The organism is Kocuria sediminis, assembly GCF_009735315.1.
GTDB classification, from domain to species: Bacteria; Actinomycetota; Actinomycetes; order Actinomycetales; family Micrococcaceae; genus Kocuria; species Kocuria turfanensis.
On the sequence record NZ_WOGU01000014.1, the window covers coordinates 82,428 to 96,393 of the forward strand.

The following is a 13,966-nucleotide window of genomic DNA, read 5'->3' on the forward strand; positions in this document are numbered from 1 at the left end:
TGTGACATGCACCACGAACTTCTGTCGATGGTCCTACAAAAGTTGTTTTGTGTGTATGCAATTGTGACGTGCTTGACCCCCACAAGGGGCCATGCTCTACTGAAAAAGTGCTGAAGAGTCACCAGCGGGAGTCGTCATCGCGGCCCACGGCCTCGCCCGCTCCCGGGGCGAGCGAGGTCTTCCAGCTGCTGCGCGACGGCCGCCCGAGGACGCGGGCGGAGCTGGCCCGGCTGACCGGACTGGCACGCTCGACCGTGGCCTCGCGCGTGGACACCCTCATGGCACTGGGCCTCGTCGCCCCCGACGGAGGCGCCGCCTCGACCGGCGGACGCCCGCCGTCGCTGTTCGCCCTCAATCCGGACGCCCGGGTGGTGGTCGGCGCGGACATCGGCGCCACGCACGCCCGGGTGATCCTGGCGGACCTCTCCGGCCGGGAGCTCGCCGAGGAGCGCCAGGCGCTCTCGATCGGCGAGGGACCCGACGCGGTCCTGGGGTGGCTCGTGCGCACGGTCGCCCTGCTGCTCGAGCGCGCGAACCGCTCGGTCGCGGAGCTCGCCGCCATCGGCATCGGGCTGCCCGGGCCCGTCGAGCACCGCACGGGCCGGCCGATCAATCCCCCGATCATGCCCGGCTGGGACCGCTTCGACGTCCCCGCCCTCGTGCAGACCCGGTACGACGTGCCGGTGCTGGTGGACAACGACGTCAACATCATGGCCCTGGGCGAGCGGAGCTTCTTCTGGCCCGGGACCACCGAGCTGATGTTCGTCAAGGTCGCCACGGGCATCGGCGCCGGGATCATCTCCGGCGGTGTGCTCCAGCGCGGCGCCCAGGGGACCGCCGGGGACCTCGGCCACGTCCGGGTGCCGCGCGGCGGCGAGGTCCTCTGCCGGTGCGGCAACACCGGCTGCCTCGAGGCGCTGGCCGGGGCGCCCGCACTCGTGGCCGCGCTCAACGCGCAGTCGGCCGGTGAGCTCGTCACCAGCCAGGACGTGATCGATCTCGTCCGGTCCGGCGACGCCCGGGCCGTCCAGGCGATCCGCCAGGCCGGCCGGGACATCGGCGACGTGCTGGCCACCTGCGTGAACCTCATCAACCCGTCCGTGATCGTGATCGGCGGCAGCCTCGCCCAGGCCGGGGAGCACCTGCTGGCCGGGATCCGCGAGGTCGTCTACCGGCGGTCCCTACCGCTGGCCACCGAGCACCTGCGGGTCGCTCCCTCGGTCGCCGGGGATCGGGCCGGGGTGATGGGGGCGGCCGTGATGGCCGTCGACCACGTTCTGTCCCCGGAGTCCATCGAAGCCGCCTGCGCCGCCCTGACCACGAGCTGAGGGCGTGCGCGGCGCACTGTTATGGGACCAGCCCACCCGCCGTGGACCACGGTGTGCGACCATTCCCGGCACCCGGAACCGGAAGGACTGTCCACGGGTGACCGCTCTGGGCCGCCTGCCATCCCGATGGTGCGTCTTCTGTGCACCAGGGCCGTCTCTTCGGACAGCGCCGCCCTGATCTGCGCGCGTCACGTGCGGCGACCTGGCGGAACGGGTGCACGGACTGGTTCCCGGTCGAGCTCCGCACTCATCGTCGCGCACGAGCTGACGGCGCACACCGATCGGGCGAGACACCTGTTTCAGGTGCCCCGCCCGATCGTCGGTACCGTGTCAGTTGCGCGCGCTGCCGGTGTTCGTGCCCTCGCCGGAGTCGTCGCGGTGGTAGAGGTACTCGTTGCCGTGCTGGTCCTTCTCCACGTAGAAGTGCTCCTGGACCTCCTGGTACCACCGCTCGGCGGCCTCGCTCATGTGCTGGCCCTCCTGGGTCTGGGCCAGGCGGTCCCCCGGCCCGTAGACCCGCATCGCGATGGCGTTGAGCCGGTCGAGGATGCGGTGCGGCTGTTCCCCGTCCCGCGTGGTGGTCTGCTTCTTCTTCACCATGGCGTCCCCCGATGCCGATGTGATGGTGCTCACCATTCTATCGCCGCCCCCTCCGTCCGGCGCTCCGTCCGGCGCTCCGGGAGGGCTGCTGGATCCCGCGGAGGCGCGTGGGGCTCCGGTGGTGGTGCGGTGCGACCGGACGTCGTCGGACTGCCCTCGGGCATGAAGCAGGCGCTGGTCAGGGCCGGGAGCGTGAGGGCGGCCCGGGTGTGCCACCGGGAGCGGTGCAGGACTACAGCCGGTCGGGGCGCGCCGGGGACGGCAGGCGGGGCTCGACGTGCCGCTCCCACCAGGCGTCCACCCGGTCGAGCAGCTGCTGGACCGGGCCGTCGTTGACCAGCACGGTGTCCGAGACCGCGGCCCGCTCCTCGTCCGTGGCCTGGGCCGCGATCCGCGCCCGGGCGTCCGTCTCCGTCATGCCCCGGTCCTCGACCATCCGCCGCACGCGCTCGGCCACGGGGGCCTGCACGGTGAGCACGTGGTCGAAGCGCCCGTGCTGGCCGGTCTCCACCAGCAGGGGGATGTCCTCCACGAGCACCGCGTCCTCGCCCGCCGCGGCGGCCAGCCGTTCTGCCTCCGCCCGCACCAGCGGGTGGACGACCGCGTTGAGCCGCTGCCGGGCCTGCGGGTCGCCGAACACCAGGGCGCCCAGCGCTGCCCGGTCCAGCCGCCCGCCGGGGGTCAGCACCGCGGGCCCGAACTCCTCGACGATCCCCTCCAGGCCGGGCTGCCCGGGCTCCTGCAGGGCCCGGGCGATGGCGTCGGCGTCGATCACCGTGGCGCCGAGCTCCGTGAGCCGCCGGGAGACCGTCGACTTGCCCGAGGCGATCCCGCCCGTGAGTCCGATGGTCAGCATGCGGCCATGGTAGCCGCCGGGCGCGGACGGGGGCTCACGCCTCCCCGGCGGCGGCGACGGTGGTCATCACGTCCGGGAGCGTGCCGGGCCCGTGCGGGCGCTGGACCCGCAGCCAGCGGAACCCGTAGCCCTCCAGGGCGATCTCCGCCGCCGAGTCGGCGTCGAGGGTGCACGTCCCGTCGGCGAGCAGGTCCACCAGCTCGGTGCCCTCCTCCTCGCCGGGCAGCCGCAGCGGCACCGTGGTGGGGGCGGCCGCCAGGTTGTGCAGGGCCACGACGGCGGAGCCCTCCCAGGAGCAGCGGTGGGCCAGCACCCCGGGCCGGGGCTGGTCGAGGACCTCGGCCGGCCCCCAGGCCAGCTCCGCGCACTCCCGGTAGCGGCGGGCCAGCAGGGTGACGAAGGCCAGCAGCGAGTCCGGGTCCCGGCGGGCGGCGGCCACGTTGACGGCGCCGGGCCCGTACTCGCCCTCGACGACGGGCCCGGAGAGGTCCTCGGCCGCGGCCGAGGAGAAGCCGCCGTTGCGGCCCGCGGTCCACTGCATGGGCGTGCGCACGGCCATCCGGCCCTCCGCGGCGAGGTTCTCGCCCATGCCGATCTCCTCGCCGTAGTACAGCACCGGGGTGCCCGGCAGGGAGAACAGGAGGGAGTACACCATCCGGATCCGCTGCCGGTCGCCCTGCAGCATGGGCGGCAGCCTCCGCGTGAGGCCCCGCCCGTAGACCTGCATCCGCTCCTCCGGGCCGAACGCGGCGAACACCTCCTGCCGCTCGGCCTCGGAGAGCTGGTCCAGGGTGAGCTCGTCGTGGTTGCGCACGAAGTTGGCCCACTGGGCGTCCCGCGGGATGCGCGGCCGGCTCTCCAGGGCGGTGGCCAGCGGCCCGGCGTCCTGGCGGGCCAGGGAGAGGTAGAGGTTCTGCATGGCCACGAAGTCGAAGATCATGGTCAGCTCGCCGGCGTCCTCGGTGCCGAACAGCTCGAGCTGCTGCGGATACGGCAGGTTGACCTCGCCCAGCAGGACCGCCCGGCCGTTGCGGCGGTTCGCGAACCTGCGCAGGGAGCGGAGGAAGCCGTGCGGGTCCGTGAACCCGCCCTGGTTCTCGAAGTCGTCGCCCTGCTCGATGGCGAGCAGCTGGGGGATGCCGTCCACCCGGAAGCCGTCGAGGCCGAGGTGCAGCCAGAACCCGGCGATCTTCGCGATCTCGTCCCTCACCTTGGGGTGGGACAGGTTGAGGTCCGGCTGGTGGCGGTAGAAGCGGTGCAGGTACCAGTGCCCGGTGGCCTCGTCCCGGGACCAGATGCCGCCCTCCTTGTCGGGGAACACGGCCTTCTCGGAGGTGTCCGGCGGCTCCTCCTCCCGCCAGACGTAGTAGTCGCGGTAGGGGTTGTCCGTGCTGGAGCGGGCGGCCCGGAACCAGGGGTGCTGGTCGGAGGTGTGGTTGACCACGAGGTCGGCGATGACCCGCAGCCCCCGGTCCTGGGCGGTGCGGATCAGCTCCACGAGGTCCCCGAAGCTGCCCAGCCGCCGGTCGACCCCGTAGAAGTCGGTGATGTCGTAGCCGTCGTCCCGGTTCGGCGTGGGGTAGAACGGCATGAGCCACAGGCAGGTCACGCCCAGCTCGGCCAGGTAGTCCACCCGCTCGGCGAGCCCGGCGATGTCCCCGGAGCCGTCGCCGTCCGTGTCCAGGAACCGCTCGATGTCCACGCAGTACACGACCGCCTGCTTCCACCAGAGGTCGGAGGTGTCGGCGATGCGCATGGTGGCTCCCTGGGTCGCGGATGCCTCCCTGTCTAGCAGGCCGCAGCGGACGCGTCGAGGGAGCGCCCGGCCGCCCTAGAGTGGGCAGCATGGACCCGGACCCCCTGCTCAGCCGCGCCACCGCCTACACCACCCTCGCCGCGGGCACGGAGGCGGTGGCCGAGCTGGAGATCAAGCGGTCCCGGTTCCTGGCCGTGCTCCGCCGGGCCGGCACCGAGGCGGAGGCGCGGGCCCTGGTGGAGGAGCTGCGCCGCAGCTTCCACGACGCCCGCCACCACTGCTCCGCGTTCGTGCTCGGCCCGGACCGGGACGTCCAGCGGTCCTCGGACGACGGGGAGCCGGCCGGCACCGCCGGCCTGCCCATGCTCGAGGCGCTGGTGCTGCGCCGCACGGGCACGGCCCCGGGCGGCGCCGACGTCACCGACCTCTCCGACGTCAGCGCCGTGGTGGTGCGCTGGTTCGGCGGCACCCTGCTCGGAGCCGGCGGGCTGGTGCGCGCCTACTCCGACGCCGTGTCCCAGGCCCTCGACGGGGCTCGGCTGGTCCGCCGCCGGAGGCAGCGCCTCTACCGCCTGCCGGCCTCGCACGCGGACGCCGGCCGGATCGAGAACGAGCTGCGGGCCACCGGCCTCACCGTGCTGGGCACCTCCTACGGGGCCGCCGGCGCCGAGCTCGGCCTCGCCCTGCCCGACGACGACGCCGCCCTCGCCGCGGCGCACTCCCGGGTGGCCGCGCTCACCGGCGGCGCCGGGGTCCTGCACCCGGTGGGCGTGGACTGGGTCGATTCCCCCGCCGCTCCCCCGGCCTGAGCTCACCGCACCCCAGCGGGCCGGGCCGGGCCGGGCCGGGCCGGGCCGTGGGACGGCAACGGTCGCTGGTGGCGGGGGCCGGGCTGCCACGGCCATGTCCGGGGATGGGGCGGAGCTCCGGTCCGGAGCCGGCCGGTTCGCCGCAGCCGTCGCCGCCCGGACCGCGCCGACGGGTCTGAGCGGTCGCGTCCGGAGCCGGACACGGGGACGGCCCCCGCCCTGGAGAGGGCGGGGGCCGTCGGAGTGCAGTGCGGGACTGCCTGCCGGTGCCGGTCGGCTCAGGCGCCGGTGAGCTTCTCGCGCAGCGCGGCCAGGGCCTCGTCGGAGGCCAGGGTGCCGGAGTCGGCGGGAGCCTCGGAGGAGTAGCTGGTCGGAGCCGGCGCGGACGAGGAGGACGAGGAGGAGGAGCTCGTCGTGCCGCCGGCGGCCGCCTCGGCGTCCTCGGCGATCGACTTGCGGACCTGCTCCTTGTGGGCCTCCCAGCGGGCCTGGGCGTCGGCGTACTGCTGCTCCCAGGCGGCGCGCTTGTCCTCGTAGCCCTCGATCCACTCGTTGGTCTCGGGATCGAAGCCCTCGGGGTACTTGTAGTTGCCCTGCTCGTCGTACTCGGCGGCCATGCCGTACTGGGCCGGGTCGAACTCGGTGGAGTCCGGGTCCACGCCCTCGTTGGCCTGCTTGAGCGACAGCGAGATGCGGCGGCGGTCCAGATCGATGTCGATGACCTTGACGAACAGCTCGTCGCCCACGGAGACGACCTGCTCGGCCATGTCCACGTGGCGCTGGGCCAGCTCGGAGATGTGCACCAGGCCCTCGATGCCGTCCTCGACGCGCACGAACGCACCGAAGGGAACGAGCTTGGTGACCTTGCCCGGCACGACCTGGCCGAGGGCGTGGGTGCGGGCGAACAGCTGCCACGGGTCCTCCTGGGTCGCCTTCAGCGACAGGGAGACGCGCTCGCGGTCCATGTCCACGTCGAGGACCTCGACGGTGACCTCCTGGCCGACCTCGACGACCTCGGACGGGTGGTCGATGTGCTTCCAGGACAGCTCGGAGACGTGCACCAGGCCGTCGACGCCGCCCAGGTCCACGAAGGCACCGAAGTTGACGATCGAGGAGACCGTGCCCGTGCGGACCTGGCCCTTCTCGAGCTTGTGCAGGAAGTTGGAGCGGACCTCGGACTGGGTCTGCTCGAGCCAGGCACGGCGGGACAGGACCACGTTGTTGCGGTTCTTGTCCAGCTCGATGATCTTCGCCTCGATCTGCTGGCCGATGTACGGCGCGAGGTCGCGCACGCGGCGCATCTCGACGAGGGAGGCGGGCAGGAAGCCGCGGAGGCCGATGTCCAGGATGAGGCCGCCCTTGACGACCTCGATGACGGTGCCGGTGACGACGCCGTCCTCCTCCTTGACCTTCTCGATGTCGCCCCAGGCGCGCTCGTACTGAGCCCGCTTCTTGGACAGGATCAGGCGGCCTTCCTTGTCCTCCTTGGTGAGGACCAGAGCCTCGACCTCATCACCCACGGTCACGACCTCGTCCGGGTCGACATCGTGCTTGATGGACAGCTCGCGGGACGGGATGACGCCCTCGGTCTTGTAGCCGATGTCGAGAAGGACCTCGTCGCGGTCGACCTTGACGACGGTGCCCTCGACGAGGTCGCCGTCGTTGAAGTACTTGATGGTCGCGTCGACAGCGGCGAGGAAGTCCTCCTCGGACCCGATGTCGTTGACGGCAACCTGCGGGGTGGTGGTGGTCATGTAGTAGGGGCTCCGATGTGGATAGGTTCTGATCAGTCGGAACGGCACCTGCCGGCCGGCCGCGGCCGTTCCGAAGGACTGTTGGACAGGGTGCGTGCACAGCACGCACCGGCTCAGTCTACGGATGCGCCGAAAAGGAAGCAACACGCGCCCGCGCGGGCGGCGTCGTTCAGAACTGTGTGACCCCGTAGGGGGCGGTCGGCGTCTCCATGAAGTCCTGCAGGTCCCGCAGCGCGTCCTCGTCCCGGGCGACGATCAGCCCGGCCTGGGCCAGGGTGCTGGCCTTGACCGCCCCGAGGTACAGGGACCCCAGCACGTCCACCCGCATCGCCACGTCGGCCCCGTCCGGCAGCTGCACCGCGGGCACCGACCGGCCGGCGTCGTCGTCGGCGGTGCGGGGCCGGTCGGCGACGCGCTCGACCACGGGGCGCCCGCTCGTGGTGTCCAGCGCCCACAGGCCGTCGGCGTAGCCCATCGAGTCCACCAGGGAGATCACGATCCGCCCGCGCACGGTGTACGGGCGGGCCTCGAGGGCGGCGGCCGGGTCCAGGACCCGGACCCAGACCTTGTCCGACTCCGAGGTGACCCGGTACTTCGCGCGGTCGGTCATCGCCCACACCAGCGGGTCCTCCACGGGGGCCCGGCCGAAGCGGACCTGGTCCACGAGGTCCAGGGAGGTCACGAACTCCCACAGGGCGATCGACACGTCCGGGGAGGCGCCCACGAGGTCGAGCACGGTGAGGGTCAGCGGGTAGGAGGTGTTGGGCTCGAACCGGTAGGTGACGTAGCCGTCCGGTCGCATCGCGTCGTCGTAGTGCACCGCGCAGCGCACCTCGGGGTCGGCCTTCTGCGGGGTGATGGCGTACTCCCCCGTGTACTCCGGCCAGTGGTAGGCCACCCGGCTCACCGACCCGTGCGAGCTCTCGTGGAAGCGCTGGAAGAGCACGGGCGCCAGCCGGCGTACGGCCTCCCCGTCGGCCATCTCCACGGTGCCCACCGTGGGCGCCTTCAGCTGCAGCCGTGTGGTGGCGTCGACGCTCACCTCGCGGTTGAACGTGGCGGCGCCGAAGCCGAAGCGCCCGTAGATGGTCGCCTCCGTCGCGGTGAGCAGCGCCACGGGATAGCCGTCCCGCTGCGCGCGGTCGAGGGCGCCGGTCATCAGCCGGCGCAGCAGGCCCCGGCGGCTGTGGGTGGGGCGGACCGTGACCTCGGAGATCAGCCGGGCGCGCAGCAGCCGGCCGCGGCCCACGTTGAGCGAGCCCTCCCACGAGGCGAACGTGGCCACGGGCCGCCGGGTGGGCAGCGCCGCCTCCGGCACCGCGTGCGGATAGGCCGCCCGCAGCCGCACCCGCTCGGCGTGCATCCAGGACAGGGTGCGCTCGAGGGTCTCGTCGGTGGGCTCCGCCTGGTGGAAGCCCTGGCGGATCGCCCGGACCCACTCCGCCGCGGCGGGGTTCTCCGCCGTGCCGCCGGGACCCACCCCGAACTCCGCGAAGGTGTAGTCGTGCCCGCCGGCCGAGTAGGACTCGGTCACGGTGCCCGGGGTGGTCGGCGGCGTCGGTGCGTCGTGCGTCAAGTCCATGTCGTGTCCCTCGTTCGCGGTGCGGGCGGTCGGGTGCGGGCCGGGCGGAGCGGTCAGTGGGCCGCCTCGTGCCAGGACCGCCCGGTGCCCACGTTGACCTCCAGCGGCACCGCCAGCTCGGCGGCCCCGCCCATCTCCTCGCGCAGCACCCGCTCCACGGTGGGCGCCTCCCCGCGCACGACCTCCACCACGAGTTCGTCGTGCACCTGCAGGAGCACCCGGGAGGACAGGCCCTCGGCGGTGAAGCGGCGGTCCACGCCGAGCATCGCCTTCTTGATGATGTCCGCGGCCGAGCCCTGGATCGGGGCGTTGAGGGCGGCGCGCTCGGCCATGGCCCGCAGCTGCCGGTTGTCGCTGGAGAGGTCCGGGAGGTAGCGGCGGCGCCCGTCGATCGTGGCGGTGTAGCCGTCGGCGCGGGCCTGCTCCACGACCCCGCGCAGGTAGTCCCGCACGGCGCCGAACCGGGTGAAGTAGTCGCTCATCAGCGTCCGGGCCTCGTCCACCGGGATCCGCAGCTGCTTGGAGAGCCCGAAGGAGCTCAGCCCGTAGACCAGCCCGTAGCTCATGGCCTTGACCTTGGAGCGCATCGCCGCGGTCACCTCCTCCGGGGCCACGCCGAAGATCTTCGAGCCGACGAACCGGTGCAGGTCCTCCCCGTTGCGGAACGCCTCGATGAGCGCCTCGTCCCCGGACAGGTGCGCCATGATGCGCATCTCGATCTGGGAGTAGTCGGCGGTCAGCAGCTGCTCGTACTCCCGGCCCGCCCCGGGGCGCCCGACCACGAACAGGGCGCGGATGCGCCGGCCCTCCTCGGTGCGCACCGGGATGTTCTGCAGGTTGGGGTTGGTGGAGGACAGCCGGCCGGTGGCCGCGACGTTCTGCATGTACGTGGTGTGCACCCGCCCGTCCTCGGCGATGGCCTTCTGCAGGCCCTCGACGGTCTGGCGCAGCTTGTTGGCGTCCCGGTAGGCCAGCAGGCTCGCCAGGAAGCGGTGGCCCTTGGAGTCGGGGTCGGTGCGGGTGAGCAGCTCCGCCACGGCGTCGGCGTCGGTGGTGAAGCCGGACTTGATCTTCTTGGTCCTCGGCAGGCCCAGCTCCTCGAACATCACCTGCTGCAGCTGCTTGGTGGAGCCCAGGTTGACGGGCTCGGCGATCTGGGCGTGGGCCTCCTGCTTGGCCTGCTCGATCACCCGGGCGAAGTCGTCGAGCAGGACCTGCACGCCGTCGGGGTCCACCGCGATGCCGGCCAGCTCCATCCGGCCGAGCACGACGGCCAGCGGCAGCTCCAGGTCGGTGAGCAGGCCGGTCTGGTGGGTCTCCGCGAGCTTGTCCAGCAGGTGCTCGGAGAGCTGGGTGGTGGCCACGGCCAGCTCCGCCTCCCGGCGCAGCACGGCCGGGTCGGGCCAGGGCTGCTCCTCCAGGGCCAGCTCCTGCTGGCCCTGGGCCGCGGGGCCGCTGTCCTCCGCGGGGGCCACCGCCAGCCCGAGCCGCTCCTCGAGCAGCGCCGGCAGCTCGTAGCTGCGCCGTGCGGGCTGCAGCAGGTAGGCGGAGAGCTGCGGGTCGTCCACGACGCCCTCCAGCGCCAGCCCGCGCACGGACAGGGACTTCCAGACGTCCTTGACCCCGTCCACGATCTTCGCCCGTCCCGCGTCGGCGAGCCAGCCGGCCAGGGCGGACTCCAGCTCCGCGTCCGCGGCGGAGAGGTCGAGGAACACGGCGGAGGGCGCGTGCCCGCCCCGGGCCAGCACCACCCCGGAGAGCTCGCGGGCTCCGGGCAGCTCGGGGTCGTCCTCGCGGTGCAGGGCGCGCAGGACCACCGGCCCGTCCCCCGCGGTCAGCCAGTCCTGCAGCTCATCCGCGGCGCCGGGCCGGGCCACCTCCCCGAGGCCGAGGTCGGCGGGCGGGGCGGCCTCGTCCTGCGGGCGGCCGAACGCGTCGAAGAGCCGGTTGCGCAGCCCCTCGCCGAACTCGAGGTCGTCGAAGACCTCTCCCACGGCCCGGGCGTCGGGGACGGGCAGCGCGGCGTCGGCCAGGTCCACGTCGAGGCCGAGGTCGGTGACGAGCCGGTTGAGCCGGCGATTGCGCTCCACGGCGGCGCGGTGCTCGCGCAGCGCCTCGCCCTTCTTGCCCTTGATCCGGTCCGCGTGCTCGAGCAGCGAGGGCACGTCCCCGTAGGCGAGGATCCACTTGGCCGCGAAGCCGGCCCCCACCCCGGGCACCCCGGGCAGGTTGTCGGCCTGCTCGCCGGTCAGCGCGGCGAGGTCGGGGTAGTGCCGCGGCGGGACCTTGTACTTCTCCACCACCGCGGCGGCGTCCATGTGCTTGAGGTCGGAGGGGGTGCGCCCGGGATAGACCACCGTGACGTGGTCGTCGATCATCTGGAAGGCGTCCCGGTCCCCCGAGAAGACGAGGACCTCGTAGTCCTGCTCCGCGCCGCGGCGGGCCAGGGTCGCCAGGACGTCGTCGGCCTCGTGGCCCTCCGCGGTGACCACGGGCACCCCGAGGGCGTCGAGGATCCGCCGGATCTGCGGGACCTGGCCGTGGAACTCCTCGGGCGTCTCGTCCCGCCCGCCCTTGTACTCCTCGTACTCCTGGGAGCGCAGCGTGGGCCCGTCGAGGTCGAAGGAGACCACCAGGTGCGTGGGCTTCTGCTCCCGCACCAGCTTCACCAGCGTGTTCACGAAGCCGTACACGGCCTCGGTGTGACGCCCGTCGGAGGTCACGAAGGCGGGGCCGCCGCCGTACTCGGCGGCGCGCGAGAGCGCGAAGAACGCCCGGAAGGCCAGGGAGTGGCCGTCGACCAGCAGCAGCTTCCGGTCCGGCCGGGAGACCGGCCGGGGAATCTCGACCTCGACCGGGTGGTCGGTCTCCGCCCCCACGATCACCGTGCGCACGCCGGCCTCGGAGCTGCTGTCGGTCAGGATCTGCTGCGTCGTTTCACTCACGGACCCATCCTAGGGCCCGCGCCGGACGGGCCCCGTGCGCCGCCGCGTGCGGGTCAGGCGACCTGGTTGATGATCGCCTCGGCGACCTCGCGCATCGACAGCCGCCGGTCCATGGAGGTCTTCTGGATCCAGCGGAAGGCCTCGGGCTCGGTCAGCCCCATCTTGGTGGTCAGCAGGGACTTCGCGCGCTCCACGAGCTTGCGGGTGGCGAACTGCTCCTTCATGTCGGAGACCTCGCGCTCCAGCGCCGCGATCTCCTCGAAGCGCGAGATCGCGATCTCGATCGCCGGCACGACGTCGTCGACGGTGAACGGCTTCACCACGTAGGCCATCGCACCGGCCTCGCGGGCCCGCTCGACGAGCTCGCGCTGGCTGAAGGCCGTGAGCAGCACCACGGGGGCGATCCGCTCCGAGGCGATCTGCTCGGCGGCCGTGATCCCGTCCAGGACCGGCATCTTCACGTCCATCAGCACCAGGTCCGGGCGGTGCTCGCGTGCCAGCTCGACGGCGCGCTGGCCGTTGTCGGCCTCGGCCACCACGTCGTAGCCGGCCTCCCCGAGCATCTCCACGATGTCGAGGCGGATGAGGGTCTCGTCCTCGGCCACCACCACCCGGCGGGGCGGGCGCAGGGACGTCCCGGCGCCCTCTCCGGGAAGGGCGCTGTCCCGGTCCTCGGGCTCCTCCGCCGGGGCGGGTTTCGGCTGCTCCGTCACGCTGACTCCTTGCCTGCTGGTGGGGCGGTCCCGCGGCGGGCGGAACCGCGGGCTCCGGGTGCACGGGTGGCTCAGGGCCGCCCGGCACGGCACGTGCCGTCCGATCGGTCCCAGCCTATAACTGTTGTACGCTGGTCGAGCGCAGGAGCGGCCCCTCGCCGGGGCCGTGCGGACTGCGAGCACGGGCCCAAGTGGCGGAATTGGCAGACGCGCCGCACTCAAAATGCGGTTCCTCGGAGTGTGGGTTCGAGTCCCACCTTGGGCACGAGCACCCCGGACCGGCGGTCCGGGGTTTTTTCGTGCCCCGGACCGCCGGTCCCCGCTCAGTCCCCGCTCACCGGCCGGAGGGACGCTCGCGCAGCAGGTTGGTGACCCGGGCCGTGGACAGCCGCCGCCCCTGCTCGTCGGTCATCACGACCTCGTGCACGGTCATCGTGGCGCCCAGGTGCAGCGCCGTGCAGGTCCCGGTCACCGTCCCGGCGGCGATCCCGCGCTGGTGCGTCGCGTTGATGTCGACCCCCACCGCGTACCGCTCCGGGCCGGCGTGCGCGCTCGCGGCCGAGGAGGCCAGGGTCTCGGCCAGGACGCAGTGCGCCCCGCCGTGCAGGATCCCGCCGGGCTGGGTGTTCGGCTCCACCGGCATCGTGGCGACCGCGCGCCCGGGCGTGAGCTCCGTGAACCGGATGCCCATCGCCCGGGCGAGACCGCCGATCCCGTGCCCGGGGAAGACCGCGTGCAGCTCCTCGGGCACCCCGTGCTCGCTGAGCTCCCGGGCGTGCTCCTCCGGGCCCAGGCGCCCGCTCAGGACTCCCGCCACGGCCCCACGCGCTCACGCCGCCGCTGGCCGCTGAGCAGCTCGCCGGCGTCCTTGACGTCGCCCACCCGGTGCACCTTCACGAGGTTGGTGGTGCCGGCGACCCCGGGGGGCGAGCCGGCGCAGATCACCACGAGGTCGTCCTCCCCGGCCAGGCCCTGCTCCTGCAGGTGCAGGTCCACCTGGCGGGTCATGTCGTCCGTGTGGTCGACCTTCGCGACCTGGATCGGCTGCACGCCCCACAGCAGGGACATCAGCGCGGTCACCAGCGGCTCGGGGGTGAAGGCCAGGATCGGGTGGGCCGGGCGCAGCCGGGAGAGCCGGCGGGCGGAGTCCCCGGACTGGGTGAAGGTGCAGATGTAGCTCACGTCCAGCTGCCGGGCGATGGTGACCGCCGCGCGGGTCACCGCACCGCCGCGGGTGCGCGGCTCCGTCCCCAGCGCCGGGACGCGCTCGAGCGCCTGGGACTCGGTGGCCTCGATGATCCGGGCCATGGTCTCGATGGTCTCGATCGGGTACTTGCCCACCGAAGTCTCCCCGGAGAGCATCACCGCGTCCGCGCCGTCGAGCACCGCGTTGGCGCAGTCGGAGGCCTCCGCCCGGGTGGGGCGCGGGCTGTCGATCATCGACTCGAGCACCTGGGTGGCGACGATCACCGGCTTGGCCCAGCGGCGGGCGAGCTCGATGGCGCGCTTCTGCACGATCGGCACCTGCTCCAGCGGCAGCTCCACCCCGAGGTCGCCGCGGGCGACCATGATGCCGTCGAACGCGTCGATGATCTCGTGCAGGGAGTCCACCGCCTGGGGCTT

Annotated in this window: 11 protein-coding genes and 1 tRNA gene; 3 read left to right on the top strand and 9 right to left on the bottom strand. The window is 73.0% G+C overall.

Annotated features, from left to right (window positions below):
- The first annotated feature begins 110 nt into the window (after positions 1 to 110).
- Entirely contained in the window at positions 111 to 1,328 is a 1,218-nt protein-coding gene (locus GMA12_RS15400) for an ROK family transcriptional regulator (protein WP_156270409.1), read from the top strand.
- Between the two features lie 330 nt (positions 1,329 to 1,658).
- Here GMA12_RS15400 and GMA12_RS15405 read toward each other — a convergent pair whose 3' ends face one another.
- From GMA12_RS15405 to GMA12_RS15415, 3 genes are all read right to left on the bottom strand, one after another.
- Positions 1,659 to 1,961, bottom strand: a complete 303-nt coding sequence (locus GMA12_RS15405) for a hypothetical protein (RefSeq protein ID WP_370831751.1) — start codon at positions 1,959 to 1,961, stop codon at positions 1,659 to 1,661.
- Positions 1,962 to 2,160: 199 nt separating this feature from the next.
- Positions 2,161 to 2,784, bottom strand: a complete 624-nt coding sequence (gene coaE / locus GMA12_RS15410; protein ID WP_156270391.1) for a dephospho-CoA kinase — start codon at positions 2,782 to 2,784, stop codon at positions 2,161 to 2,163.
- 34 nt (positions 2,785 to 2,818) lie between these two features.
- Positions 2,819 to 4,540 carry an alpha-amylase family protein gene (locus GMA12_RS15415; protein ID WP_156270392.1) on the bottom strand — a complete coding sequence of 574 codons (1,722 nt, stop codon included), beginning with the start codon at positions 4,538 to 4,540 and terminating at the stop codon, positions 2,819 to 2,821.
- A gap of 89 nt (positions 4,541 to 4,629) precedes the next feature.
- On the opposite strand from GMA12_RS15415, the gene GMA12_RS15420 reads away from it, so the two are divergent.
- On the top strand, positions 4,630 to 5,349 hold the full coding sequence (locus tag GMA12_RS15420) for an IMPACT family protein (RefSeq protein WP_156270393.1): 720 nt from the start codon (positions 4,630 to 4,632) through the stop codon (positions 5,347 to 5,349).
- Positions 5,350 to 5,627: 278 nt separating this feature from the next.
- Here GMA12_RS15420 and rpsA read toward each other — a convergent pair whose 3' ends face one another.
- The 4 genes from rpsA to GMA12_RS15440 all read right to left on the bottom strand — a co-directional run bounded on the left by rpsA (position 5,628) and on the right by GMA12_RS15440 (position 12,259).
- Positions 5,628 to 7,103 (bottom strand): 30S ribosomal protein S1, encoded by a 1,476-nt coding sequence (gene rpsA / locus GMA12_RS15425; RefSeq protein ID WP_156270394.1) that lies wholly within the window; start codon positions 7,101 to 7,103, stop codon positions 5,628 to 5,630.
- Between the two features lie 169 nt (positions 7,104 to 7,272).
- The gene (locus GMA12_RS15430) at positions 7,273 to 8,685 is read right to left on the bottom strand and encodes a GNAT family N-acetyltransferase (protein WP_156270395.1); all 1,413 of its coding nucleotides are present in this window, start codon (positions 8,683 to 8,685) and stop codon (positions 7,273 to 7,275) included.
- Between the two features lie 53 nt (positions 8,686 to 8,738).
- Positions 8,739 to 11,630 (bottom strand): DNA polymerase I, encoded by a 2,892-nt coding sequence (gene polA / locus GMA12_RS15435; protein ID WP_162459942.1) that lies wholly within the window; start codon positions 11,628 to 11,630, stop codon positions 8,739 to 8,741.
- A 53-nt stretch (positions 11,631 to 11,683) separates the two neighbouring features.
- Positions 11,684 to 12,259: an ANTAR domain-containing response regulator gene (locus GMA12_RS15440; RefSeq protein WP_047803981.1), complete on the bottom strand. Its 576-nt coding sequence runs from the start codon at positions 12,257 to 12,259 to the stop codon at positions 11,684 to 11,686.
- Positions 12,260 to 12,528: 269 nt separating this feature from the next.
- Between GMA12_RS15440 and GMA12_RS15445 the strand changes: the two genes are divergently transcribed.
- A tRNA-Leu gene (locus GMA12_RS15445) sits at positions 12,529 to 12,608 on the top strand.
- Between the two features lie 69 nt (positions 12,609 to 12,677).
- Here GMA12_RS15445 and GMA12_RS15450 read toward each other — a convergent pair.
- Both GMA12_RS15450 and GMA12_RS15455 read right to left on the bottom strand, forming a co-directional pair.
- Positions 12,678 to 13,160 carry a PaaI family thioesterase gene (locus GMA12_RS15450; RefSeq protein ID WP_370831754.1) on the bottom strand — a complete coding sequence of 161 codons (483 nt, stop codon included), beginning with the start codon at positions 13,158 to 13,160 and terminating at the stop codon, positions 12,678 to 12,680.
- Positions 13,145 to 13,966, bottom strand: an 822-nt coding sequence (locus GMA12_RS15455) for a pyruvate kinase (RefSeq protein WP_240898879.1), incomplete at its 5' end; no start/stop codon positions are given. The genes GMA12_RS15450 and GMA12_RS15455, both read right to left, overlap by 16 nt.